The organism is Streptomyces sp. NPDC029836 (genome assembly GCF_055574495.1).
This window is the reverse complement of the sequence record NZ_JBVHZI010000011.1, coordinates 147,096-169,379: the sequence shown is the minus strand read 5'-3', so window position 1 is coordinate 169,379 and position 22,284 is coordinate 147,096. Positions and strand designations below refer to the sequence as shown.

The following is a 22,284-nucleotide window of genomic DNA, read 5'->3' as shown; positions in this document are numbered from 1 at the left end:
ACATGACCACTACGACCGAGACCATCGGGACCGGCCCCGGCATACCCGGCGACCTCGACGCCGTCGACCTCACGGACCCCCGGACCTTCGTCACCGCGGACCCCGCCGCGATCCACGACCTGTGGCAGCGGTTCCGCACCGAGCGGCCCGTCCACCACCACCGTGCCACCGCGGGCCTGCCCGGCTTCTGGGCGCTCACCCGCCACCACGACGTGATGGCCGTCTACAAGGACACCACCCACTTCACCTCCGAGCGCGGCAACGTCCTCTCCACCCTGCTCCAGGGCGGTGACTCGGCGGCCGGCAAGATGCTCGCCGTCAGCGACGGCGCCCGCCACCGCGCCATCCGGAACCTGATGCTGAAGTCCTTCTCCCCGCGGGCCCTGCGCCACGTGGTCGAGCAGGTCAACACCCGCACCCGCGACCTGCTCTCCCAGGTCGTCGACCGCGGCGGCTTCGACTACGCCGAGGCCATCGCCGAGCACATCCCGATGGGCACCATCTGCGACCTGATGGCCGTACCGCCGCAGGACCGCCAGCGGCTGCTGGACTGGAACAAGCAGGTGCTCAGCGCCGACAGCAGCGACGGCACCGCCGACGAGGCGTGGCTGGCGCGCAACGAGATCCTGCTGTACTTCTCCGACCTGGCCCGCGCCCGCCGCCGCAACCCCGGCGACGACGTCATCAGCGCGCTGGCGACGGGTGAGGTCGAGGGGCGTCCCCTCAGCGAGGAAGAGATCATCTTCAACTGCTACAGCCTGATCATCGGCGGCGACGAATCCAGCCGCATGGCCTCCATCGGCGCGGTGCTCGCCTTCATCGAACACCCCGCCCAGTGGCAGGCCTTCAAGGGCGGCGGGGTGAGCGTGGAGAGCGCCACCGAGGAGGTGCTGCGCTGGACCACCCCGGCCATGCACTTCGGCCGCCGCGCCCTGGTGGACGTGGAGATCGACAACCACACCATCGCGGCCGGCGACATCGTCACCCTGTGGAACACCTCCGCCAACTTCGACGAGAACGTCTTCGCCGACCCCCGCCGCTACGACCTGGCCCGCACCCCCAACAAGCACGTGACCTTCGGTTTCGGCCCGCACTTCTGCCTGGGCGCGTTCCTGGGGCGCGAGGAACTGAAGGCCCTGCTGTCGGCCCTGCGCGACATGGTCGCCTCGATCGAGTCCCGCGGCGAGGCCCGCCGGGTGTACTCCAACTTCCTCCACGGCCACAGCAGTCTGCCCGTCGCCTTCCGGGCGGCCTGAGAACGCGCACCGGACCGGGCGGCGCACAGAACGAAGGGGCCGGGGTCCACACCCCGGCCCCACCCCGCACCCTTGCCGCCGGTCACCTGCCGGGAAGCCGCCGCTGAGCCTTGAAGATGCCGAACACCACCCGGATCACCAGCACGCAACTGACCACCAGCAGGTTGTAGCCGATCAGCTGGAACAGCGTCAGGGAGTCGTTCAGCGGCGGCCCGTGGTCCGTGTCCAGCAGCAGGACGCCGATCAGACCCGTCACCCCGCCCAGGAACGCCAGCAGCACGTCGTGCACGAGGGAGCGCACGAACCGCCGGTCCCGCTCGTCGGCGAGCAGCCTGACCTGCACCCCCAACCGGCCGTGCTCCAGCGCGTTCGTGATCCGCTCCAACCGGCGCGGCAGCCGGCGCAGCATCGGCGCGAGCGCGAGCGCCTCCTCCGAGAGGACCTGGCCGATCGAGCTCGGGGTCAGTTTGCGCTCCAGCTGCCCCGCGGCGAACTCCCTGGCCTCCGCGACGATGTCGAAACCCGGGACCAGTTGCTCCATCGCCCCCTCCAGGGTGGCGAGCGCCCGGAAGGTCGCGGCGATCTCCGGAGGCACCGTCAACCCGTGCCGGGCCACCAGCAGGAACAGGTCCGCGAACATCTCCCGGTCGGGCCGCACCCCCGGCGTCAGGTGCCGGGCCATGAACCGGCCGAGCGCCCGCTCCAGACGCATCTCGTCGATGTCCTCGCGCCGGTCGACCAGCTCCAGCAGCGCGTCGGACAGCGCCACGGGGTCGCTGCGGTGGATGGCCAGCAGCAGGTTGCGCAGCGCGGCACGCAGCACCCGGTCGATGCGCCCCACCGACCCGAAGTCGAGCAGGCCCAGCTTGCCGTCGTCCAGCAGCATGATGTTGCCGGGGTGCGGGTCGGCGTGGAACACCCCGCCGATCATGATCTGCTCCAGTACGCACTCCAGCAGCTGCCGGGCCATCTCCGTACGGTCCAGCCCCCGCTCGTCGATCACCGCCCCGGCCGCGTTCAGCGGTACGCCGTCCAGGCACTCCAGGACCAGGATCCGGCGGGTGCACAGCTCCTCGTGCACCAAGGGCATGCGGACCGTGGACGCCATGTCGGGACGCTCGTTCGCGGCCCTGATGGTGGCCATGTTGCGGGCCTCGATCCGGAAGTCCAACTCCTCGTTGAGGGAGTTGGCGAAGCCCACGGCGAGGTCGACCGCACCGAGGTCCCGGCCCCAGGAGGTGTGCTCCTCGAACTTGCGGCTCATCCGGAACAGGATGTCCAGATCCCGGTCGACGACGGGCCGGGCACCGGGCCGCTGCACCTTGACCACCACCTTCTCGCCGGTGGTCAGCCGGGCGCGGTGCACCTGGGCGATCGAACCCGCGGCGAGCGGCTCGCGGTCGAACTCGGCGAAGAACACCTCCGGTTCCTTGCCGAGTTCCTGCGTCAGCACGTGTTCCACCTCGTCCCAGGAATCCGCGGCCACCTGGTGCTGGAGCTTCGTCAACTCCTCCACGAACTCGCTCGGCAGCAGGTCGTAGCGGGTGGACAGTACCTGGCCGAGCTTGACGAAGGTGGCGCCGGCCTCCTCCAGGGCCAGCCGTACGCCGGCCGCCAGCTGCTCCCGGTCGGCCGTCGCCTCCGGCCCGCTCCGCCCCCGGCCGCGCAGCGCCCCGCCCAGGCCGTGCCGTACGGCGATCCGGCTCAGCTGGGTGTACCGGCGGGTCCGGGCGACCCGGCGGCGCAGGGCCTGCGGCCAGCGCACCACCTCCGCCAGCGACCCGGAGGGCACCACCATCTCGGAAAGGGCGAGGAAGACCACCGCGACCAGCACGGTCAGACCGATGTGCACGGAAACGAGGGCGCCGCGACGGGCTTCGCCCATCGCGGCTCCGATCAGGCCGCCGGCCCCCATGGCGACCAGTCCGGTGAGTGCCGCCCGCACCTTGCCGATCCGCAGGCCCAGGAGGCGGCGGGCGCCGACCGCGAGCAGTGCCACGGTCAGGACGAGGGTGATGGTGGCGATGAACAGGAAAACGGTCAGCTCCATGGGCGTGCGCCGCCCGGTCCCCGCCCCCCTCGGGAAGCGCGGACCGGGCGGCGCCCTCCTCTCGCACAGGTCACACGGTGGATACGGCTCAGACCAGCGTTCGGTCGTCGGTACGGGACGTTCCCGGCCCGGCTGTCCCGCTCCCCGGGCCGTCCGGGCCCGCGCCCCGATCGCCGGCGGTGGTCGGCAGGGTGGTCCGGTGGCCGGGCCACCAGGCGTGCCGACCCAGCAGGCTGGTCAGCGTCGGGACCAGCAGCATCGCCATGACGAAGGCGGACAGCAGGATGCCGAACGCCACGGCGAAGCCCATCTGCTGGAGCATCGAGTTCTTGGCGAGCATCAGCACGCCGAAGGTGCCGGCCAGGATGACCGCGGCGGCGCTGATCGTCGGCGTGGTGGCCGTGACGGCCCGGCGCACCGCCTCGCCCGGGCTCCGTCCGGCCCCTATCTCCTCGCGCAGCCGGGCCACCATCAGGATGTTGTAGTCCGTACCGATGGCGACCACGAAGAGGTAGACGATGATCGGCAAGGTGAACAGCAGGCCCTTCTCGCCCGCGCCGTTCTGGAAGAGCCAGACCGTCGCGCCGAGGGTGGCGGCGAAGCCGAGGGCGACCGACACCATCAGGTACAGCGGGGCGACCAGACTGCGCAGCAGCAGGCCCAGGATGAGCATGATGGCCAGGCCGGCGGCCGGGAAGACCACCTTGTAGTCGCGGTTGACGGCCGTGCTGATGTCGGCGAGCACCGCGGACGTGCCACCGACGAGGGCCCTGGCGCCCTCGGGTGCGGCCTCGTGGGCGGCGTCCCGCAGCGGACCCGAGACCAGGGAGAGCGCCTTGTCCTCGGTGGGCTTGAACTTCAGCACCACGCTGTACTGGGCGATGCCCCCGCCGGTCCCGGGCGTGGCGGGGGAGACGGAGTCGACGCCGTCGACGGCGCCCAGCGCGGTGCGGAACGCCTCCAGCCGGGCCGGGTCCAGGGCGGAGCCGTCGCGCTGCTCCAGGTAGACGGTGGTCGGGTCGGTCTGCCCGGCCGAGAAGCCGCGCTGGAGGTCCTTCATCGCCTGCACGGACTCGGTGTTCTGCGGCAGCGAACTGTCACCGTCGAACTCCGCGTGGAAGCTGAGGACACCCACGGCGAGCACCGCGAGCACGGCGGAGGTGACGCCCGCGACGATGCCCGGACGCTTGGCGGCGAGCCCGCCGATCCGGCCGGCGAGGACGTTCTTCGGCTCCTTGCGCCAAGCCTTCGACGGCCAGAACGCCTTGGCGCCCAGCAGCGAGAAGACCGCCGGGACCAGCGTCAGACCGGCCACCAGGGCGACCGCCACCGAGATCGCCAGCGAGGGGCCCATGGTGCGCAGCATGCCCATCGTGGACAGCAGCAGCGCCAGGAACGCGACGATGACCGCACCCGCGGCGGACGCGATGGTCTCGCCCACCAGCGCCACCGTGCTGATCATGGCCTGCTTGGGGTCCTGGCCGCCGCGCAGCAACTCGCGGTACCGGAACAGCAGGAAGAGGATGTAGTCGGTGCCGACGCCGAAGAGGACCACGATCAGGATCGCGGATATGGAGCCGTCCGCCTTGAGCCCGAAGAGCTCGACCGCCGTCGAGATCAGTCCGGTGGCCACCACGAACGCCATACCGATGATCACCACCGGCAGGACGGCGATGAGCGGGCTGCGGAAGATGAGCAGCAGCAGCACCACGATGAGCAGCAGCGTGGCCGACATGATCATGGCGTCGGTGTCGCCGGAAGCCTCCTTGGCATCCACCGCACTGGCCGCCTGCCCGGTGAAACCGAGCGAGAGGTCCGTACCGACGAGGAGCGACTTCGCCTCCTCGCGCAGCTTCTTGACCGACTCCCCGAGCGCCGGGTCGTAGGGGTCCTTGACGGTCGCGACGACCTGCGCCAGCGCGACGGTGCCGTCGGGGGAAACCGCCTCGGGGCTGCTCTCCACCCGCTTGATGAGGTCCAGGCCCTTGGCCTGGAGACCGGCGGCGACCTTGGCCACGGCGGTCTTGTCGGCGTCGGTGAGCGTCTTGGAGTCGCCGCGCCGGAAGACGGCGATGGCAGCCGGCTGCTCATGCTGGGGGAACGCGCGTTCCTGTGCCTTCGCCGCCTGGACGGACTCGTAATGGGAGGGCAGGAATTCGGCCTGGTCACTGGTGGACTTCAGCTGGGGGGCGAGTACGGCCAGTGCCACCGCCGCTATCAGCCAGGCCGAGATGGTCACCCAGGGCCGGAGGACGACGAAGCGTCCGATCCGTCCGAACATGAGACTCCTTCACAAGCGTGGGACGTCAGGAATATGTCCCACGAGGCTAGGGAGCGGGGGCGCGGAGCGCTGCGACCGTGTCCGGTTGCTGTCACGCCCCCGCCACCCTCAGGAACAGCCGCGCTGCCAGTTCCAGCCGATGAAGGTGTTGCGCAGCTGTACGTCGAAGCGGCAGTTCGCGGTGCCGTCCGCATTCAGGTCGACGTACGAGTGGTGCGCGTTGGCGTAGGTGTTTCCGGAGAAGTCGAAGATTCCCTTGTACGTGAAATCGGCGTGCGCCTCGGTGCGCGAGGCGCCGCAGTCGGTCGTGCAGTCGGTGTTGTGCACGGCGGACTTCAGCGACCAACCGGCGTTCCACGGTTCCCGGTTCCAGCCCTGTGTGACCGCGGTGGACGCGGTGCTGATCCGGCCGTCCCCCGGGGTCCACCGGGAGGTGGTGTAGAGGCCGGTCATCCGGATGTTGCAGCAGTCGTACATCTCGTTCCAGCTCCTCAACCGGCGCTCGGTCGCCGGGGCGTCCCCGGCCGCGGCGGCCGGCCGGCTCCCGGCCGCCTTCTGAGCGGCGCCGTCCTGAGGCGCGGGGACCAGCCGCGCCTCGCCGAACACCGGCTTGCAGTCGGCCCCGATGGTGACCTGCTGCCGCACGGCCATGCCGGCCGGGGGCGCGGGCAGCGACCCGGTCAGCCGCACCTCACCGCACGCGCGCACGGACGGCGCGGGCACCGGGTCGGCCATCGGGGCGGCCGAAGCCGAAGAGACCGTCAACGACAGGGTCGCGGCGGCGAATACGGCGGCGCCGAGCATCATTTTCCTACGCAATTCCTCAAGCCTTCCTCGGAGATTTCCGTGAGGGAGCGTAAGGGCCCGGCCGCGGGGCGAACCGGCCCGGGAAAGGTTTGGCAGGAAGCTGACACAGCTCTGGTCAGGCCGTCGGAAGGCGCTCCGCGGAGCCGCTGTCAGCAGGCTGCCCGGGCTCCCGGCCCCGTGGCACGATCCTGACAGTCCGACGTCCGCGTGGCCATATCGATGCGACGTTGTTTCCCGGAAGTACACGAAGCGCACGGAAGCGCACACGATTCCACGGGCGCACTTTCGTTCGACCCATCCATTCGAGAGGGAAATCATCATGGCCAAGAAGGCCGTTTACGAGGCACCGCTCTTCTCCGCCGCCGGCTCCTTCCGCGAGATGACCGGACTGTGGGGCCCGCGCGGCAACGACTGGTTCACGCCGTACGCGATGGTCTGAGCGGACACCCTGGAGTGATGTGATGTCAGGCCACGGCATGCCCTTCTTCTTCGCGTTCCCCGACTGCGAGGCCGCGGGCGCCGTGGCCCGGCGCCTGTGCGAGGACCGCCCCGGACTCGGGGTGGTCCCGCACGGCTCCGGACGGCCCTGGATCGTCGGCCACTGGCCCGACGGCGCGCCCCTGGTCGCCCGGCACCGCGACACCGCCGTCGCCCTCGTCGGCTCCTTCGCCGCCGACGGCGACGAACTGCGCGAGCGCACCCGCCACGTCCGCATCCCCACCGACCTGGACGCCCTGGCCGGCGCCCTGCCCGGTCAGTTCCACCTGATCGCCGCCGTCGCCGGGCAGCTACGGGTGCAGGGCACGGCGTACGGCACCCGCCGGGTCTTCCACGGCCGCGCCGACGGGACCGTCGTCGCCGCCGACCGGGCAGCCGAGCTCGCCGCGTTGCTCGGCGCGCGACCCGACACGGCGCAGTTGGCGCTGCGCCTGTTCCACCCGGTACCCGCCCCCCTCGACCAGCGCGCCCTGTGGCACGGCGTCGAGGCGGTGCCGCCCGGCTCGTGCCTGGTCGTCCCCGACGGAGGCGCTCCCCGCGAACACCGATGGCACCGGCCGCCCGAGCCCCACCTCAAGATCGCCGAGGGTGCCGCAGCGGTGCGGTCGGCCCTGCTCGCCGCGGTGTCCGTACGTACGAACGGCGGCGGCCTGATCAGCGCCGACCTCTCCGGCGGCCTGGACTCGACCTCCATCTGCTTCCTCGCCGCCCGGCAATCCCGGGGCGCGCGGTTGATCGCCTGCACCTCCACCGGCGACGAGAGCGAGAACGAGGACGGCCACTGGGCCCGACTCGCCGCGCGGGAACTGACCGGCACCGAGCACTACGTCCAACCGGAGGACGAACTACCGCTGTTCTACAGCGGCGTGCTCGACCCCCGCGACCGCTGGGACGCGCCCTCACCGTTCGCCGTCAGCCGCCACCGGGCCACCGCCCTGGTCGCCCGGATGGCCGGACGCGGCTCCCGACTGCACCTGACCGGCATCGGCGGCGACCACCTCTTCTTCGGTGGCGCGGGGCACTACCACTCCCTGCTGACCCGCAGGCCCCTGCTCGCACTGTCCCGCCTGCGCGGCTACCGCACCCTCTACGCCTGGCCCCGGCGCGAGGTGCTGCGCGAACTGGCCGACCGCCGCGGCCACCACGCCGCCTTCGCCCGACTCACCGTCCGCACCTCCGGCTCGCTGTCCCTCAGCCGGCCCGGCTTCGGTTGGACGCACCCGCCGGTGGTGGCCCCCTGGTTCACCCCCGACTGCCTCGACATCGCCGAACGCGTCCTGGCCGACGCCGCGGGCTCCGTACGACCGTACGCGCCCGACCGCGCCCGCCACGTCGAGCTCGCGGCCGTGTACGCGGGTACCCAGGACGTGCGGGCCTACGACGACGCCGCGCGGCAGGCGGGCGTACCCGTCGCCCACCCGTTCTTCGACGACCGGGTGGTCGACGCGGCCCTGTCCGTACGGCCCGAGGACCGCGTCACCCCGTGGGCGTACAAACCACTGTTGGCCCGGGCCATGCAAGGCATCGTGCCCGCCCGCAACCTGAGCCGCAGCACCAAGGGCGACGGAACCCCGGACGCCGTGGCGGGCCTGTACCGCCACCGCGAGGAGCTGGCCGCCCTCTGGGAGGACAGCGCGCTCGCCGACGCCGGGCTGGTGGACGCCGCGGCGCTGCGCCGGCTGTGCCTGGCCCCCGGCTCGCCCGAACTCGCCGACAACGCCCTCTACTCCACGCTCGCCTGCGAGTCCTGGCTGCGCACGGCAGGCACGGCAGGCACGGCACGCACGGCATCCACCCGACCCAGTGGGAGAACGGCATGAAACTCCGCAACCGCGAGCACCTCAGCGTCGCCGACACCGAGTACGGAGGAGTGCTCCTGGACGGCCGCAGCGGTGAGTACTGGCAGCTCAACCCGAGCGCCGCGGTGATCGCCCGCACCCTGCTGGACGGGGGCGGTTCCACGGAAGCGGTGCTGCGCCTGACCGAGGCCTTCGAGGTCGACGAGGAACGGGCCGCCGCCGACGTGCACGCGCTCCTCGCGGCCATGCGGGCCGCCGGGGTGGTGCAGGAATGAGCCTGACCACCGCCCTTCCGCGAGACCGCGGCGCCCGACTGCCGCTGCGACGGCGGCTGTGGATCCGGACCCTGGTCGGCGCGGCCCGGCTGCTGGTCCTCCTCGCACCGCACCGCCTGCGGCGGGCGCTCACGTTCCTGAGCCGCGGGGCCGCCCCGGCGACGGCCGCGCAGGCGCTGCGGGCCCGCGGCGCCGTACTGGAGGCCAGCCTCGCCATGAACGGCATGCGCAGTTGCCTGCCGCGCTCCGTCGCGGTCGCGCTGCTCTGCCGCAGCCGGGGCGTCTGGCCGACCTGGTGCGTCGGCGTACGGGCCGCGCCACCGTTCACGGCACACGCCTGGGTGGAGGCCGAGGGCGGGCTGGTCGGCGAGAAGGGCCGCTACGAGAGCTGGTCCCGACTGATCACGGTCGGCCCCCACCAGGGGCGCCGTTCCCGCCGGGGGCCCGCCGCCTCGTCGGACCGGGACGGCGCCACGTCGGCAGGAAGTTGACAAACCGCTGGTCGGCGCCGGTGTCCGTCGTACTGGCACCTTCATGTCAGTGCTGTTGTCCGGCAACGGGAGCGCGACCGAGGCTGGTCCGAGCGCATATCTGAACGTCACTGGTTCGTCCGTTCGCGAAGGGGATTCCCCATGGGTGCTGTGGGTGCGGGACAATTGCGCGGGGCCGACGCGTCCGTGTCGCCGGACCTCCCCGCGGCCGGGCTACTGAGCCGACTCGCCCTGGACGAACCCGAGTTCGAGACCCGGATGCGGGAAGCCCTCACCCGGGCCGAGAAGTGGCTCCAGGCCACCGCGCACGACGCCCTCGACCCCCGGGTGGCCGCCCTCACCGGCCACCTCGCCGACGCCGGCGGCAAGCGGCTGCGGCCCCTGCTGGTCCTGCTCGGCGCCGAGTTCGGCGATCCGTGGACCCCCGGAGTGACGCAGGCCGCCGCCATCTCCGAACTCGTCCACATCGCCTCGCTCTACCACGACGACGTCATGGACGGCGCCGCCACCCGCCACGGGGTACCCAGCGCCCACGCCCGCTGGGGCGAGCGCGCCGCCGTCCTCGGCGGGGACTGGCTGCTCGCCCGCGCCGCCCAGCTCGCCGCCGACCTCGGACCCGCCGCCGTGCACCTCAACGCCCGGGCCGCCGGACGGCTCGTCGCCGGCCAGCTCCGAGAACTCGCCGGTCCGGGCCCCGACGAGGACCCGGTCACCCACTACTTCCACGTGGCCGCCGGCAAGACCGCCGCCCTGCTCGCGATGTCGCTCGGCATCGGCGCCACCCAGGCCTGCGCCCCCGCCGCGGCCGTCGCCGCCCTCACCGACTGCGGCGAGCAGCTCGGCATCGCCTTCCAGATAGCCGACGACCTCCTGGACCTGACCTCCCCGGCCGAACTCACCGGCAAGGAACGCGGCAAGGACCTGCTGGCCGGCGTACAGAGCCTGCCGGTGCTACTGGCCCGAGAGAGCACCGATCCGGCCGATGCCGAACTGCGCGACCTCCTCCACGCCGGCCCCGTCCCGGCCGCCGCCCTCCCGCGCGCCCTGGACCTGTTCGAGCGCTCGCAGGCACCGGCCGAGACCGAGGCCGTGATGCACCGTCGACTGGACCGCGCCCGTACCGCCCTCGCCTCCCTGCCCGCCCTACCCGCCCGGCGGGCCCTGCTCGCCCTCTGCGACTACGTCGCCCTCCGCACCAGCTGAACCGCAAGGAGCCGCTGCCCATGACCATGGCCGAACGCGTCGCCGAACTCGTCCGCATCCGCCGGGAAGTGCTCGACGGCGTTCCGGCCGCCACCGAGGCGCAGCACGCCAAGGGCAAGCTGACGGCCCGCGAGCGCATCGCGCTGCTCCTCGACGAGGGGTCGTTCCACGAGGTCGAGCAGCTGCGCCGACACCGCGCGACCGGCTTCGGCCTGGAGGACAGACGGCCGCACACCGACGGCGTCATCACCGGCTGGGGCGAGATCGAGGGCCGCACGGTCTTCGTCTACGCGCACGATTTCCGGATCTTCGGCGGGGCGCTGGGCGAGGCCCACGCGACGAAGATCCACAAGATCATGGACATGGCCATCGCGGCCGGCGCCCCGCTGGTCTCCCTCAACGACGGCGCGGGCGCCCGCATCCAGGAGGGCGTCTCGGCGCTGGCCGGGTACGGGGGCATCTTCCGGCGCAACACGCGGGCCTCGGGCGTCATCCCGCAGATCAGCGTGATGCTCGGTCCCTGCGCCGGCGGCGCCGCCTACTCGCCGGCGCTGACGGACTTCGTGTTCATGGTCCGTGAGACCTCGCAGATGTTCATCACCGGTCCGGACGTGGTCCGCGCGGTGACCGGCGAGGAGATCACCCAGAACGGGCTCGGCGGCGCCGATGTGCACGCGGAGACCTCGGGCGTGGCGCACTTCGCGTACGACGACGAGGAGACCTGCATCTCCGAGGTCCGCTACCTCATCACGATGCTGCCCTCCAACAACCGCTCCACCCCGCCCCCCGCGCCCTGCGACGACCCCGTCGACCGGCGCTGCGAGCGCCTGCTCGACCTGGTGCCGCTCGACGGCAGCCGCCCCTACGACATGCGCGAGGTCATCACGGAGATCGTCGACGACGGCGATCACATGGAGGTCCACGAGCGCTGGGCCACCAGCGTCATCACCACCCTCGCGCGGCTGGGCGGCCAGGTCGTCGGCATCGTCGCCAGCCAGCCGCAGTCCCTGGCCGGAGTCCTCGACATCCACTCCTCCGAGAAGGCCGCCCGCTTCGTCCAACTGTGCGACGCCTTCTCGATCCCGCTCGTCACACTGGTCGACGTCCCCGGCTTCCTGCCCGGCGTCGACCAGGAGCACGGCGGCATCATCCGACACGGCGCCAAGCTGTTGTACGCGTACTGCACCGCCACCGTCCCCCGCGTCCAGGTCATCCTGCGCAAGGCGTACGGCGGCGCGTACATCGTCATGGACTCCCGTTCCATCGGCACCGACGTCTCCTTCGCGTGGCCGGCCAACGAGATAGCGGTGATGGGCGCCGAGGGAGCCGCGAACGTCGTCTTCCGCCGCCGGATCGCCGCCGCCGACGACCCGGAGGCCGTACGCGGGCAGCTCGTCAAGGAGTACAGGGCCGAGCTGATGCACCCCTACTACGCCGCCGAACGCGGGCTCGTGGACGACGTCATCGACCCGGCCGACACCCGCTCCGCCCTGATCGGAGCCCTCGGCATGCTCCGCACCAAGCACGCCGTCACCCCCACCCGCAAGCACGGCAACCCCCCGATGTGAGGACGGTTCCATGCCCCTGACCCTGCCCGCGGCACCCCCCGCGGCACCCCCCGCGGCACCGCCCACGACACCGCCCACCGCGGCCCGGGCGCCGCTGCCCGCCGGACCCGCCACCCCGGTACTGGACGGCCCCTTGGCCCCCGCCCTCTTCAAGGTCATCAACGGCCGCCCCACCCCCGAGGAACTCGCCGCCGTGGCCGCCCTGATCGCCGCCCTGACGGCCGCTCACGACGGCCCCGCCCGGCCGGCGGCCGACCGGGCCGCGCCCTGGCAGCCCTCCGGACTGCTCCCGCCCGCCTCCTGGCAGGCAGGCGGCTGACCTGCGTCGGGGCCGGTTCCTGGCAGCTTGCTGCCGCCCGCGTTGTCCGCCCCTGGCGCGACCTGTACCCCAGAAGAAGGCGGCCCACCGGTCGCCGGGTACGGCTGCGGCCGAGTGAGGAGGGCAGCCGTGCTCCAGCTGGTGTTCCGGATCCTGGGCCCCCTGGACATCAGCGCGGAGGGCCGCGCCGTCGCCCTCCAGGGAGCCCGACAGCGCACCATCATGTCGATGCTGCTGCTCAGACCGGGCCGGGTGGTCTCCGTCGACACCCTCGCCGACGCCGTCTGGCACGGCAACCCGCCCGCCACCGCCCGCAACCAGATCGCCATCTGCGTCTCCGCGCTGCGCAAGACCCTCAAGACGGCCGTCGGCCTCGACGACCTGTTGGTCACCAGCCACCCCGGCTACATGCTCCACACCGGCGAGCACCGCATCGACGCCGTCGAGTTCGAGGAACGGGCCGCCGAGGGCCGGGAGGCGGCCCGCCGAGGCCGCGGCGACGAGGCCCGCGCCCACTTCGAGGAGGCCCTCGCCATGTGGCGGGGCCCGGCCCTGGCCGGCGTCACCGCCGAACGGGTCGAGGCGGAGGCGGCCCGACTGACCGAACTGCGCCTGGGCGTCCACGAGCAGCTGACCGCGATCCGCCTCGAGCAGGGCGGGCACCGCGAACTGATCGGCGAACTCACCGGCTTCGTCCGCGAACACCCGCTGCGCGAACAGGCGCTCGGCCAGCTGATGCTCGCCCAGTACCGCTCCGGGCGCCGCGCCGAGGCCCTGGAGGCCTACCAGGTCGGCCGCCGGCTGCTCGCCGAGGAACTCGGCATCGACCCCGGCCCCGCCCTGCGGGAACTGCACGACGACATCCTCGCCGACTCGCCCCGGCTGACCCCGGCCGACGGGACCGTCACCCCGGCCGTCGCCGCGGCCGCCGTACCCGCCCACCTGCCGCCCGCGCCCGCCTCCTTCACCGGACGCGCCACCGAACTCGCCTCCCTGGACCGGCTGCTGGAACACCAGGGCGGCCCCTCCCTGCCCGTCGGCTCGATCGTCGGCACCGGCGGCGTGGGCAAAACGGCCCTGGCCGTGCACTGGTCGCACCAGGTCGCGTCCCGCTTCCCCGACGGACAGCTCTTCGCCGACCTGCGCGGCTACGACGAGGAGGCCCCCCGCCGACCGGGCGCCGTCCTGGACCGCTTCCTGCGCGCACTCGGCGTCCCCGGCCCCCAGATCCCCGACGAACAGGCCGAACGGACCGCCCTCTTCCGGAGCGTCCTGGACGGCCGCCGGGTCCTGATCGTGCTGGACAACGCCCGTTCCTTCCAGCAGATCCGCCCCCTGCTGCCGGGCACCTCGGGCTGCTGCGTGCTGGTGACCAGCCGCGACAACATGGGCGGGGCGCTGGCCGGCGACTACGCCTTCGTGCCGCTGCACCTGGCCTCGCTCGGCCAGGACGAGGCCATCACCCTGCTTTCCAAGGTCGCGGGCGACGACCGGTTCACCGCGGACCCGGTGGGAGCCAACCGGCTGAGCGAACTGTGCGACCGGCTGCCCCTCGCCCTGCGCATCGCCGCCGCCCGGCTCGCCGCGAAACCGCACTGGACGGTCCGCACCCTGGTCGCCCGCCTGGAGGACCAGCGCCGCCGGTTGGACGAGCTCAGCCTCGACTCGCGCGGCGTCCGGGCGGGCTTCAGACTGAGCTACCGCGACCAGCCCGCCGACACCGCCCGCATGTTCCGCCTGCTCGGCTCGCTCAACATCACCGAGTTCTCGGCCTGGTCCGGCGCGGCCCTCCTCGACATCGACCCCGTCGACGCCGAGGACCTCATCGAGCACCTCGTCGACGCCCAACTGCTGGAACCCTTCAGCGCGGGCGGCGGCCACGTCCGCTACCGCTTCCAGGACCTGCTGCGCCTGTTCGCCCGCGAATGCGCCGTGGCCGAGGACGGCGAGGCGGAACTGCGCGCCGCCCTGCGCCGGGCCTGCGCGGTGTGGCTGGGCCTGGCGAAGGCGGCGCACCGGCGCATCTACGGCGGCGACTACACCGTCGTACCCGGCACCGCCCCGGTGCGCGAGCTGCCGGACCACCTGGCCGCCGACCTGCTGGAGGACCCGATGGAGTGGCTCGAAGCGGAACGCCTCTCCCTCACCGCGCTGATCCAGCAGGCGGCCCGGGACGACGAGTCGGGCTACGCCTGGGACCTGACGATGTCCAGCGTGACGCTCTTCCAGAGCCGCAACTACCTGGAGGACTGGCGCGAGTCCGCCGAAGCCGCCCTGGACGCCGCCCGCCGCACCGGCGACCGGCTGGGGGAGGCGGCGATGCAGCAGTCGCTGGGCACCCTGGAGATCATCCGGTGGGACCACGACAGCGCGTACGCACGCCTGAACCTGGCCCTCCACCTGTTCGAGGAGTTGGACCAGGCCCAGGGCCGCGCCCTGGTGCTCCGGAACCTGGCGCTGTGCGAACGCCACCGGGGCGACCTGGACGGTGCGGTGGAGCGGGGCCGGCTGTCGCTGGAGATCTTCCGGGAGGTCGGCGACCACTACGCCGAGACCCATGTGCTGGGCATGTTGGCGCAGATCGAGCTGGAGCGCGGCAACGCGCAGGCATCGCTGATGCTGTCCTCGGAGGCCGTGGCCAAGAGCCGCGGGCTGGGCACCGTACGGGCGGAGGCGCACAGCACGGTGCGGCTGGCCGAGGCGCTGCTGCAGAGCAGGGACGGCGTGCGGGCGGAGGAGGCCTGCCGGCGGGCGATGGAACTGGTGCTGGGCAGCGGCGATAGGCGGGGCGAGGCCCATGTGCTGCGCGCCCTGGGCGAGGCCCTGTGGTGCCAGGACCGGCTGGACGAGGCCGAGTCGGTGCTGCGCGGCGCGGTGCGGACCGCGTCGGAGGTCCCGGACACGTTCCTGGAGGCGCGGGCGGCCGGAGTGCTGGGAAGCGTACTGATGCTGCGAGGGGACCGGGCCGGCGCCGCGGGCAGCCTGCGGGCCGCGACGGAGCTGTTCACGGAGGTCGGTTCGCCGGTGTGGCGGGATCGGGTGGAGCGGATCCTGGTGGTGCTCGCGGAAGGCGAACCGGTCGGCTCACCGCAGCTGTTCGCGCTCGTACGACCCTGACGTCGGCGGGGTCCCCGGCCTTGCCGGCCTTCAAGGCGTTCCTGGCCTTCATGGCGTTCATGGCGTTCGCGCGGCAGTCGTGTCGTCTCAGACCCACGGGTCGTCCTGCAGGGTCGTGGCCGGGGCGGAGACCCACGGATCGTCCGAGGGGGCCGCGGCGCCGACCGAGACCCACGGGTCGTCACCGGCCCCGGTCGGGATCGCGGCCGCACCGAGCGCGGCCACCAGGACCGCCGTGGTGGCGGCGACCCGGCCCATCGGGGCGAGAACGGCGGTGGCGGCGGTGCGGCGGGCGGTGCGGGCGATGCGGTTCACGATGGTCTCCTTCGGGTCGGTCTCGGCGCTGCCCTTCGGCATGTCCACCACGTTAGGAAGACGTCGTTTTTCCGCGCTTTCAAAGCGCTTTCGCTTCACTGAAATCGGTCCGAGGGTGATGAGAAATCGCAGGTCACTAGCTTTTGGCGGGACGCGGCCCGGACAGTCCGGGCCCGCCCGGCAAACGCGGAGGAGACCATGGACTTCACGCTCCTCGGGCCGGTGTCGGCCGAGCTCGACGGCCGTCCGGTCGCCCTCGACGGCGCCAAGCAGCGCACCGCGCTGGCCGCCCTGCTCCTCGCGAACGGCCGGGTCGTCACGGACGAGCGCCTCACGGCCCTCCTGTGGGGCGAGGAACCGCCCACCACGAGCACGAGCCAGCTCTACACGTACGTCTCCCGGCTGCGCACCCGGCTCGGGCCGGGCCACGGCCTGGAGCGGCACGGCGCCGGCTACCGCATGGACACCGGCGCCCGCACCGTCGACTGGCACACCTTCCAGCAGCTCGCCGACGCCGGCCGCGCCGACCTCCGCGCGGGCCGGCACGCCGATGCCGAACGCCGCCTCGCCGACGCCCTCGCCCTGTGGCACGGCCCGGCCCTGAGCGACGTCACCGACCACCTCGCCACCGCCGAGGGCCCCGGCATGACCGAGACCCACCTGGCCACCGTGGAACACCACACGGAGGCCGCCCTGGCGCTGGGCGAGCACACCACGCTCGTTCCGGTCCTGACCCGCGAGGTCACCCGCCACCCGCTGCGCGAACGGCTGCGCGCGCAGCTGATGACGGCCCTCGACCGCTGCGGCCGCCGACCCGACGCCCTCGCGGCGTACGAAGCGGGCCGCCGCCTCCTCGCCGAAGAACTCGGCATCGACCCCGGCCCCGAACTGCGCACCCTGCACCAGCAGATCCTCACCGGGACCCTGCCGGGCCCGACGCCCCCGCGACGCGCCACCGCGCTCCCGGCCCCGGCCCCGCCCCGAGACCCGGTCGCGACGACCACGAGGACCACGACGACCACGACGCCCGTGCCGCCCGTGGTGACCGTGCCGCCCGCGACTGCCGCGACTGCCGCGACTACCGCGACTACCGCGGCTACCGCGGCTACCGCGCTGCCTGCCCTGTCCGCGACAACGGCAGTGGCCGCGCCGACCGCCGTGCCCGCCCTGCCGGTGCCGGCGGCAAGGGCCGTGGCGCCGGCGCCGACCGCCGTGCCCGCGACGGACCCCTTGCCCGCCACGGCCGCCGCGCCCGCGACGCCCCCCTACCCGATCCCGGACGGCTGCCCCGCCGCCCCCGGCGACTTCACCGGGCGCGGGACGGAACTGCGCGAGGTGCTCGGCGCGCTGGGCGCGGGCCAGGACGTGGTCGTGACCGGCGCCCCCGGCACCGGCAAGTCCGCCCTCGCCCTGCACGCCGCCGAACGCGTCCGCCGTGACTTCCCCGGGGGCCGGCTCTACGCCGACCTGCGCACCGCCGACGGCACGCCGTGCCCGCCCCGCCAGGCCCTCGGGTGGTTCCTGCGCGCCCTCGGGGTGGACGAACACCGCATCCCCGACGGCGTCGAGGAGCGCACCGCGCTCTACCGCACCCTCCTCGCCGGCCGCCGCGTGCTCGTCGTCCTCGACAACGCCGCCGACGACACCCAGGTATGTCCCCTCCTGCCGGGCGGCGGGGACTCCCGTACCGTCGTCACCGGCATCCGCCCCGGCCTCGCCGGCCTCGCCGGCACCCGCCTGGTCCGGCTGGGACCGATGACCCCCGCCGAGGCGACCCGCTTCCTCGCCCGCATCGTCGGCCCCGAGCGGCTCGCCGCCGACGCGGCATCCGTCGCCCGGGTCGCCGAGTACTGCGACCGCCTCCCGCTCGCCCTGCGCATCGCCGCGGCCCGGCTCGCCGACCGCCCCCACTGGCCCGTGTCCCGGCTCGCCGCCCGGCTCGCGGCCGAGGACGGCCGGTTGGCCGAACTCCGCATCGGCAGCCTCGACCTGGCCACCACGCTGCGCCCGACCCTGGACGGCCTCGACGGCCCCACCGCGGCAGCCCTCGACGCGCTCACCGCCACCGGCCTGCGGGTGCTCACCCCGGCCGACGCCGCCGCCGTCCTCGACCTCCCGCACCACGAGGCCGAGGACGTCCTCGACCGCCTCGCCGACGCCCGCCTCCTCGAACCGGGCCGGCACACCGAGGGCGCCGTCCCCCGCTACCACCTGGCCTCCCTGGTCATGCTCTTCGCCCGGACCCGCGTGCTCGTCCGCTGACACGTCCCTCGCGACGTCCCGAGGCGCCTTCGGCGTCCCGTCCCTTCCCGCGGCGGCCCGGTGGATCCCACCGGGCCGCCGGCGCCGTGTTCCGGCGCCGTCAGCCGCAGCCTCCCGCGTGCCCCTCGTCCAGGCCGTACGTCGCGATCCAGCCGTTCTCCGCGGTGCCCCGCACGGCCAGCTCGTTCAGCGCGTCGACGTAGTCCGCGAGCAGATCGGCCCACGGGGTGGCGCCGTCGCGCAGCAGCAGTTCCTGATCCACCGCCGCGGTGTTCTCGATCTCGGTCAGGATGTCCAAGGGGTGCTGGACCTGGGGCAGCTCGAACATTTCCGATTTCCTCCTGTCGGTTCCGGGCCCCGTTCAGGTCCCGCACCAACAGATTGGAATCAGCCCCTATGGGTGATCTCCTTTCCGGCTTGCGCCCCGAATACAGCTGTTCCATGGATGGAATATGGATGGAATGCAGAGCAGCTCCCCACCCTTTTCCCATGGACAAGAGCGCGGAACGGACCGCCCCCGCCCCCCGCACGGACGTGGTGATCGCCGGCGGTACCCTCACCGCCTGGATCGCCGCCGCTCGGCTCGCCTCCGCCTTCCCCGGCACGGTCCGCGTCACCGTCCTGGAAACCCCGTACCGGCCGTCCGGGCAGGTCACAGTGCTGGCGCCGACCGCGCAGCGCACCCTCTTCGACCCGCTCGGCGTCCTGGAGGACGCATGGATGCGGGCCGCCGACGCCTCTTTCTCCGCAGCCGTCAAATACGTGGACTGGTCGGCCCCGCACACGCACGTCTACATTCCGCGGAGCAGCCCGATCCCGGACTGCGAGGGATTTCCGCTCTCCGACGCCTGGGCCCTGCGTCGTACCTCCGGACGGACCGTCGCCCCTTCCGACCACGCCTGTTTCCGCGAGCCCCCGCTCATGGACGCGAAGAAATCACCGCGCTGGCTGGACGGCTGGGCCGCAATTCCCTACGGCTGGCACGCGGACACCACGATGCTGACCCATTTCCTGCGCGCGAGGGCTGTCCGGACCTGCGGGGTCCGGCTCCTGACCGGTGACCTGCTCGGCGCCGACCGCGACACCCGCGGCAGGGTGACGGCCCTGCACACCACGCGCGGCACCCTGAACGCCGACCTCGTCCTGGACTGCACGGGCGAGTCCCGCTCGCTGATCGGCGGTGTGCTTGCCGAACCCTTCACCGACGAGACGGACCTCGTCCCCACCGACAGCAGCGTCACCATGACGGTCCCTCACGACAGCGCCCTGCACGGCGTCGAGCCGTACACCACCGCCACCGCGGTACGCGGCGGCTGGACCTGGCGCCTGCCCCTGCTCGGCCGCCAAGGCGCCGGCGCGGCCTACGCGAGCTGCCGCACCACCCCCGACGAAGCGGCCCGGGACCTCACCGGCGCCCTCGACCCGCGCGGGACGCCCCCGCGACTCACCCACACCCGCCACCGCCCGGGACGGCCCCGGCGCTCCTGGGTGAACAACTGCGTGGCCCTCGGTACGGCCGCCGGCTTCACCGACCCCCTGGCCGAGGACCACGCCGTCACCCTGGACCTGCTGGACCGCCTGATCCGGGACTTCCCCGCCGCCGACACCCCGGAGGCCCCCGCGGCCCGGTTCAACCGGGCGGCCGCGGCGCACCACGAGCGGGCCCTCGACCTCGTGCGGCTGCGGCACCCGGCCCGGCGGACGCCGGTCCTCTCGGACACCGCGCGAGCGGCCCTGGAAACCCACCGCGCCGGCCTCGCACCGGCCCCCGACGAACTGCCGCTGCGCGCCCTGCTGACCGCCTTCAGCCCGCGCACGGCCGCCCCGCCCGCGGCCCTCGCCCGTCATCCCGACGCCCTGCGCGCCGCCGAGGAGCACTTCAGCCGTATCGAGCGCCACCAGCGCACCCTCCTGGAAACCCTCCCCACGGCCCACGACTACCTCGCCCGACTGCACGCCCCGCCCGCCCACCGCACCGTCGCGTCCCCCGGGCCGGGGGCTCGGGTCGGCGGTCGCAGGTGCTGACCGCACCCGGAGCGGGATGCCACGTCCGCGGTGCCGGGGGCGGGTGGGACGGGCGATACTGGGCCCATGGCGCAGCAGCTCTCCTCTCCCGTCCCCCCGACCAAGGCCGGCGAGGTCCTGCGCACCCGGTACGCCGACCGGCTGCCCGCCTCCCTCGGCGAGCTGACCGGCCCCACCTCCGGCCCGGTCACGCTGCCCCTGCACATCGCCTGGTCGGGGCTGCGCACGTACGATCTGGACCGGCCGCGCCAGCGCATGAGCCTCTACCGCACCGTCCTCGCGGAAGGCCTGCGCGAGGACCTGACCGGCCTCCTCGACCAGCACCTGCTGATCGCGCAGTGGCCCGTCCTGCGCACCCTCATCAGCCGCCACGTCCGGCAGGTCTGGGAGGACGCCTTCCCGCGGCTCGCCCCCCGGGCGACCTTCCCGGCCGCGTGAGCCCCGCCGCGTGAACCTCAGCGCGCTCCACCGCCGGCTCCTCGCCGACGTCATCGCCATCGGCAGCCCGTACCCCCTGGTGATCACCGGCGGCTACGCCGTCCAGGCCCACGGTCTCGTCGACCGCCTCAGCCAGGACCTCGACGTCGCCACCGAGAACCCCGCCCCGATGGACGACATCGCCACCGACCTGGTCCACGAGCTGACCAAGCGCGGCTGGGGCGTCGACGTCATCGGCGTGGACCCGCTGTCCGCCCGCCTGATGGTCACCGACCTCCGCGGCGGCGGGCGTTGCGAGGTCGACGTCCTGAAGGAGAACCTCTGGTCCGCGCCGCAGGACACCGAGTACGGGCCGGTCCTCGCGCTCGACGACGTCATCGGCACCAAGGTCCGGGCCCTGGCCGACCGGGGAGCGGTGCGCGACCTCATCGACGTCCACGCCGCCCACCGCCACCACCCCTTCGCGGGTCTGGAACGGCTCGGCGCCCGGCACGGCCGCGACGAGTTCCGCCTCGACGACCTGCACGCCCGCCTCGGCGGCGCCGACTGGTACGACGACGAGGAGTTCGCCGCCTACGGCCTCGACGACGACGCCATCGCCACACTCCGGGCCTGGGCCCGGTCCTGGGCCGACGACATCGCGCCCCGGCTGGCCGCCGCCGAGGACGACGAGCCCTACGCGTAGCGCTTCTTGAGGACCCCTCGGCTTCCCGGCTGCGCCGATAAGAAACAAATAAGATTTGTGCGCATGCTTCGTCGGACGCCGGACAGAAGGAGCCTCGGAGGTAATAACTATGGTTCCCCTGCTGCTTGTTCTTCTGCTCGCTCTGATCCTCTTCGGCGCCGGTTTCGCGGTGAAGATCCTCTGGTGGGTCGCCATCGCCGTACTGGTGCTGTGGCTGGTCGGATTCGTCGCCCGTCCCAAGGGTGGCAGCGGCCGCTGGTACCGCTGGTAGACCGGCGACGTACCCGCCCCACATGTGAAACACCCGGCCCGGGGGAGTGTCGATCGGCATTTCCGGGGCAGGCGAATTTCTGACGGTGTGGCATCCCGGGGTCTTCCCAAAAAGAACTCCGGGAAAGCAATCACCGAAATCAATGAAGGAGTTGTTGGTATGACTGAGAACGTATGGGGTTACCGCGAGACGTCCGGCCACCTGGCCGGTACGGACCTGACCGGCTACAAGGTCGAGGCCACGGACGGCTCCATCGGCAAGGTCGACAAGCACTCCGACGAGGTCGGGTCCGCGTACCTGGTCGTCGACACCGGCCCGTGGATCTTCGGCAAGGAAGTGCTCCTTCCCGCCGGTACGGTCCAGCGCGTCGACGCCGACGAGCAGAAGGTCTACGTCGACCGGACCAAGGAGCAGATCAAGGCCGCTCCGGAGTTCGACAAGGACAAGCACCTCGGCAACGAGGACTACCACCGCCAGGTCGGCGGCCACTACGGCGGCCCGAACCGCATCTGACGACGCGCGGCCCGAGCGCCGGGGCCGGGGCGGCAACCACACGGTTGCCGCCCCGGCCCTCTGCCGTACCCCGGCCCGCGAGCTTCGTCCGCCCCGGAGCCCCGCGCCGAT

The 22,284-nt window shown here is 72.9% G+C and carries 20 protein-coding genes; 15 read left to right on the top strand and 5 right to left on the bottom strand.

Annotation, left to right across the window (positions count from 1 at the left end):
- Positions 1-2 precede the first annotated feature (2 nt).
- A complete protein-coding gene (locus ACZ4XJ_RS28140) occupies positions 3-1,256 on the top strand; it encodes a cytochrome P450 (RefSeq protein WP_468497840.1) in 1,254 nt (417 codons plus the stop codon).
- 82 nt (positions 1,257-1,338) lie between these two features.
- Here ACZ4XJ_RS28140 and ACZ4XJ_RS28135 read toward each other — a convergent pair whose 3' ends face one another.
- The 3 genes from ACZ4XJ_RS28135 to ACZ4XJ_RS28125 form a co-directional block, all read right to left on the bottom strand.
- Positions 1,339-3,306: an ABC1 kinase family protein gene (locus ACZ4XJ_RS28135; RefSeq protein ID WP_362881550.1), complete on the bottom strand. Its 1,968-nt coding sequence runs from the start codon at positions 3,304-3,306 to the stop codon at positions 1,339-1,341.
- Between the two features lie 88 nt (positions 3,307-3,394).
- Positions 3,395-5,587, bottom strand: a complete 2,193-nt coding sequence (locus ACZ4XJ_RS28130; protein WP_468497839.1) for an MMPL family transporter — start codon at positions 5,585-5,587, stop codon at positions 3,395-3,397.
- A 108-nt stretch (positions 5,588-5,695) separates the two neighbouring features.
- Complete coding sequence (locus ACZ4XJ_RS28125) at positions 5,696-6,394, bottom strand: hypothetical protein (RefSeq protein WP_362881553.1); 699 nt, start codon at positions 6,392-6,394, stop codon at positions 5,696-5,698.
- Between the two features lie 319 nt (positions 6,395-6,713).
- Here ACZ4XJ_RS28125 and ACZ4XJ_RS28120 point away from each other — a divergent pair, with 319 nt between their 5' ends.
- The 8 genes from ACZ4XJ_RS28120 (at position 6,714) to ACZ4XJ_RS28085 (ending at position 15,664) form a co-directional block, all read left to right on the top strand.
- The gene (locus tag ACZ4XJ_RS28120) at positions 6,714-6,833 is read left to right on the top strand and encodes a keywimysin-related RiPP (protein WP_362881555.1); all 120 of its coding nucleotides are present in this window, start codon (positions 6,714-6,716) and stop codon (positions 6,831-6,833) included.
- Between the two features lie 22 nt (positions 6,834-6,855).
- Positions 6,856-8,712 carry an asparagine synthase-related protein gene (locus tag ACZ4XJ_RS28115; protein WP_468497838.1) on the top strand — a complete coding sequence of 619 codons (1,857 nt, stop codon included), beginning with the start codon at positions 6,856-6,858 and terminating at the stop codon, positions 8,710-8,712.
- A complete protein-coding gene (locus ACZ4XJ_RS28110; RefSeq protein WP_362881558.1) occupies positions 8,709-8,966 on the top strand; it encodes a lasso peptide biosynthesis PqqD family chaperone in 258 nt (85 codons plus the stop codon). The genes ACZ4XJ_RS28115 and ACZ4XJ_RS28110 overlap by 4 nt, the downstream gene beginning before the upstream one ends.
- The gene (locus tag ACZ4XJ_RS28105; RefSeq protein ID WP_362881560.1) at positions 8,963-9,457 is read left to right on the top strand and encodes a lasso peptide biosynthesis B2 protein; all 495 of its coding nucleotides are present in this window, start codon (positions 8,963-8,965) and stop codon (positions 9,455-9,457) included. Before ACZ4XJ_RS28110 ends, ACZ4XJ_RS28105 begins: the two co-directional genes overlap by 4 nt.
- A gap of 186 nt (positions 9,458-9,643) precedes the next feature.
- Positions 9,644-10,660 (top strand): polyprenyl synthetase family protein, encoded by a 1,017-nt coding sequence (locus ACZ4XJ_RS28100; RefSeq protein WP_468497837.1) that lies wholly within the window; start codon positions 9,644-9,646, stop codon positions 10,658-10,660.
- Between the two features lie 26 nt (positions 10,661-10,686).
- A complete protein-coding gene (locus ACZ4XJ_RS28095) occupies positions 10,687-12,228 on the top strand; it encodes an acyl-CoA carboxylase subunit beta (protein ID WP_468497889.1) in 1,542 nt (513 codons plus the stop codon).
- A gap of 10 nt (positions 12,229-12,238) precedes the next feature.
- Positions 12,239-12,547, top strand: a complete 309-nt coding sequence (locus tag ACZ4XJ_RS28090) for an acyl-CoA carboxylase epsilon subunit (protein WP_468497836.1) — start codon at positions 12,239-12,241, stop codon at positions 12,545-12,547.
- Positions 12,548-12,676: 129 nt separating this feature from the next.
- On the top strand, positions 12,677-15,664 hold the full coding sequence (locus tag ACZ4XJ_RS28085) for an AfsR/SARP family transcriptional regulator (RefSeq protein ID WP_468497835.1): 2,988 nt from the start codon (positions 12,677-12,679) through the stop codon (positions 15,662-15,664).
- An 87-nt stretch (positions 15,665-15,751) separates the two neighbouring features.
- Here ACZ4XJ_RS28085 and ACZ4XJ_RS28080 read toward each other — a convergent pair whose 3' ends face one another.
- Entirely contained in the window at positions 15,752-16,021 is a 270-nt protein-coding gene (locus ACZ4XJ_RS28080) for a hypothetical protein (protein ID WP_362881569.1), read from the bottom strand.
- 156 nt (positions 16,022-16,177) lie between these two features.
- Here ACZ4XJ_RS28080 and ACZ4XJ_RS28075 point away from each other — a divergent pair, with 156 nt between their 5' ends.
- On the top strand, positions 16,178-18,241 hold the full coding sequence (locus ACZ4XJ_RS28075; RefSeq protein ID WP_468497834.1) for an AfsR/SARP family transcriptional regulator: 2,064 nt from the start codon (positions 16,178-16,180) through the stop codon (positions 18,239-18,241).
- 100 nt (positions 18,242-18,341) lie between these two features.
- Here ACZ4XJ_RS28075 and ACZ4XJ_RS28070 read toward each other — a convergent pair whose 3' ends face one another.
- Positions 18,342-18,569, bottom strand: coding sequence for a DUF6269 family protein (locus ACZ4XJ_RS28070; RefSeq protein WP_362881572.1), 228 nt, complete (start codon positions 18,567-18,569; stop codon positions 18,342-18,344).
- A 161-nt stretch (positions 18,570-18,730) separates the two neighbouring features.
- Between ACZ4XJ_RS28070 and ACZ4XJ_RS28065 the strand changes: the two genes are divergently transcribed.
- The 5 genes from ACZ4XJ_RS28065 (at position 18,731) to ACZ4XJ_RS28045 (ending at position 22,173) form a co-directional block, all read left to right on the top strand.
- Entirely contained in the window at positions 18,731-20,266 is a 1,536-nt protein-coding gene (locus ACZ4XJ_RS28065) for a tryptophan 7-halogenase (protein ID WP_468497833.1), read from the top strand.
- 66 nt (positions 20,267-20,332) lie between these two features.
- A complete protein-coding gene (locus ACZ4XJ_RS28060; RefSeq protein WP_468497832.1) occupies positions 20,333-20,704 on the top strand; it encodes a hypothetical protein in 372 nt (123 codons plus the stop codon).
- Between the two features lie 10 nt (positions 20,705-20,714).
- Positions 20,715-21,389 carry a nucleotidyl transferase AbiEii/AbiGii toxin family protein gene (locus tag ACZ4XJ_RS28055; RefSeq protein ID WP_468497831.1) on the top strand — a complete coding sequence of 225 codons (675 nt, stop codon included), beginning with the start codon at positions 20,715-20,717 and terminating at the stop codon, positions 21,387-21,389.
- A gap of 109 nt (positions 21,390-21,498) precedes the next feature.
- Positions 21,499-21,660 carry a hypothetical protein gene (locus ACZ4XJ_RS28050; protein WP_053676175.1) on the top strand — a complete coding sequence of 54 codons (162 nt, stop codon included), beginning with the start codon at positions 21,499-21,501 and terminating at the stop codon, positions 21,658-21,660.
- Between the two features lie 159 nt (positions 21,661-21,819).
- Positions 21,820-22,173, top strand: a complete 354-nt coding sequence (locus ACZ4XJ_RS28045; RefSeq protein ID WP_383997860.1) for a PRC-barrel domain-containing protein — start codon at positions 21,820-21,822, stop codon at positions 22,171-22,173.
- Positions 22,174-22,284 lie beyond the last annotated feature (111 nt).

What these genes read in the sequence shown, in the direction of transcription:
- ACZ4XJ_RS28140 (WP_468497840.1), top strand. Translation starts at nt 3, where the DNA reads ATGACCACTACGACCGAGACCATCGGGACCGGCCCCGGCATACCCGGC.
- ACZ4XJ_RS28135 (WP_362881550.1), bottom strand. Translation starts at nt 3,306, where the DNA reads ATGGAGCTGACCGTTTTCCTGTTCATCGCCACCATCACCCTCGTCCTG.
- ACZ4XJ_RS28130 (WP_468497839.1), bottom strand. Translation starts at nt 5,587, where the DNA reads ATGTTCGGACGGATCGGACGCTTCGTCGTCCTCCGGCCCTGGGTGACC.
- ACZ4XJ_RS28125 (WP_362881553.1), bottom strand. Translation starts at nt 6,394, where the DNA reads ATGATGCTCGGCGCCGCCGTATTCGCCGCCGCGACCCTGTCGTTGACG.
- ACZ4XJ_RS28120 (WP_362881555.1), top strand. Translation starts at nt 6,714, where the DNA reads ATGGCCAAGAAGGCCGTTTACGAGGCACCGCTCTTCTCCGCCGCCGGC.
- ACZ4XJ_RS28115 (WP_468497838.1), top strand. Translation starts at nt 6,856, where the DNA reads ATGTCAGGCCACGGCATGCCCTTCTTCTTCGCGTTCCCCGACTGCGAG.
- ACZ4XJ_RS28110 (WP_362881558.1), top strand. Translation starts at nt 8,709, where the DNA reads ATGAAACTCCGCAACCGCGAGCACCTCAGCGTCGCCGACACCGAGTAC.
- ACZ4XJ_RS28105 (WP_362881560.1), top strand. Translation starts at nt 8,963, where the DNA reads ATGAGCCTGACCACCGCCCTTCCGCGAGACCGCGGCGCCCGACTGCCG.
- ACZ4XJ_RS28095 (WP_468497889.1), top strand. Translation starts at nt 10,687, where the DNA reads ATGGCCGAACGCGTCGCCGAACTCGTCCGCATCCGCCGGGAAGTGCTC.
- ACZ4XJ_RS28090 (WP_468497836.1), top strand. Translation starts at nt 12,239, where the DNA reads ATGCCCCTGACCCTGCCCGCGGCACCCCCCGCGGCACCCCCCGCGGCA.
- ACZ4XJ_RS28080 (WP_362881569.1), bottom strand. Translation starts at nt 16,021, where the DNA reads ATGCCGAAGGGCAGCGCCGAGACCGACCCGAAGGAGACCATCGTGAAC.
- ACZ4XJ_RS28075 (WP_468497834.1), top strand. Translation starts at nt 16,178, where the DNA reads ATGGACTTCACGCTCCTCGGGCCGGTGTCGGCCGAGCTCGACGGCCGT.
- ACZ4XJ_RS28070 (WP_362881572.1), bottom strand. Translation starts at nt 18,569, where the DNA reads ATGTTCGAGCTGCCCCAGGTCCAGCACCCCTTGGACATCCTGACCGAG.
- ACZ4XJ_RS28065 (WP_468497833.1), top strand. Translation starts at nt 18,731, where the DNA reads ATGGACAAGAGCGCGGAACGGACCGCCCCCGCCCCCCGCACGGACGTG.
- ACZ4XJ_RS28060 (WP_468497832.1), top strand. Translation starts at nt 20,333, where the DNA reads ATGGCGCAGCAGCTCTCCTCTCCCGTCCCCCCGACCAAGGCCGGCGAG.
- ACZ4XJ_RS28050 (WP_053676175.1), top strand. Translation starts at nt 21,499, where the DNA reads ATGGTTCCCCTGCTGCTTGTTCTTCTGCTCGCTCTGATCCTCTTCGGC.
- ACZ4XJ_RS28045 (WP_383997860.1), top strand. Translation starts at nt 21,820, where the DNA reads ATGACTGAGAACGTATGGGGTTACCGCGAGACGTCCGGCCACCTGGCC.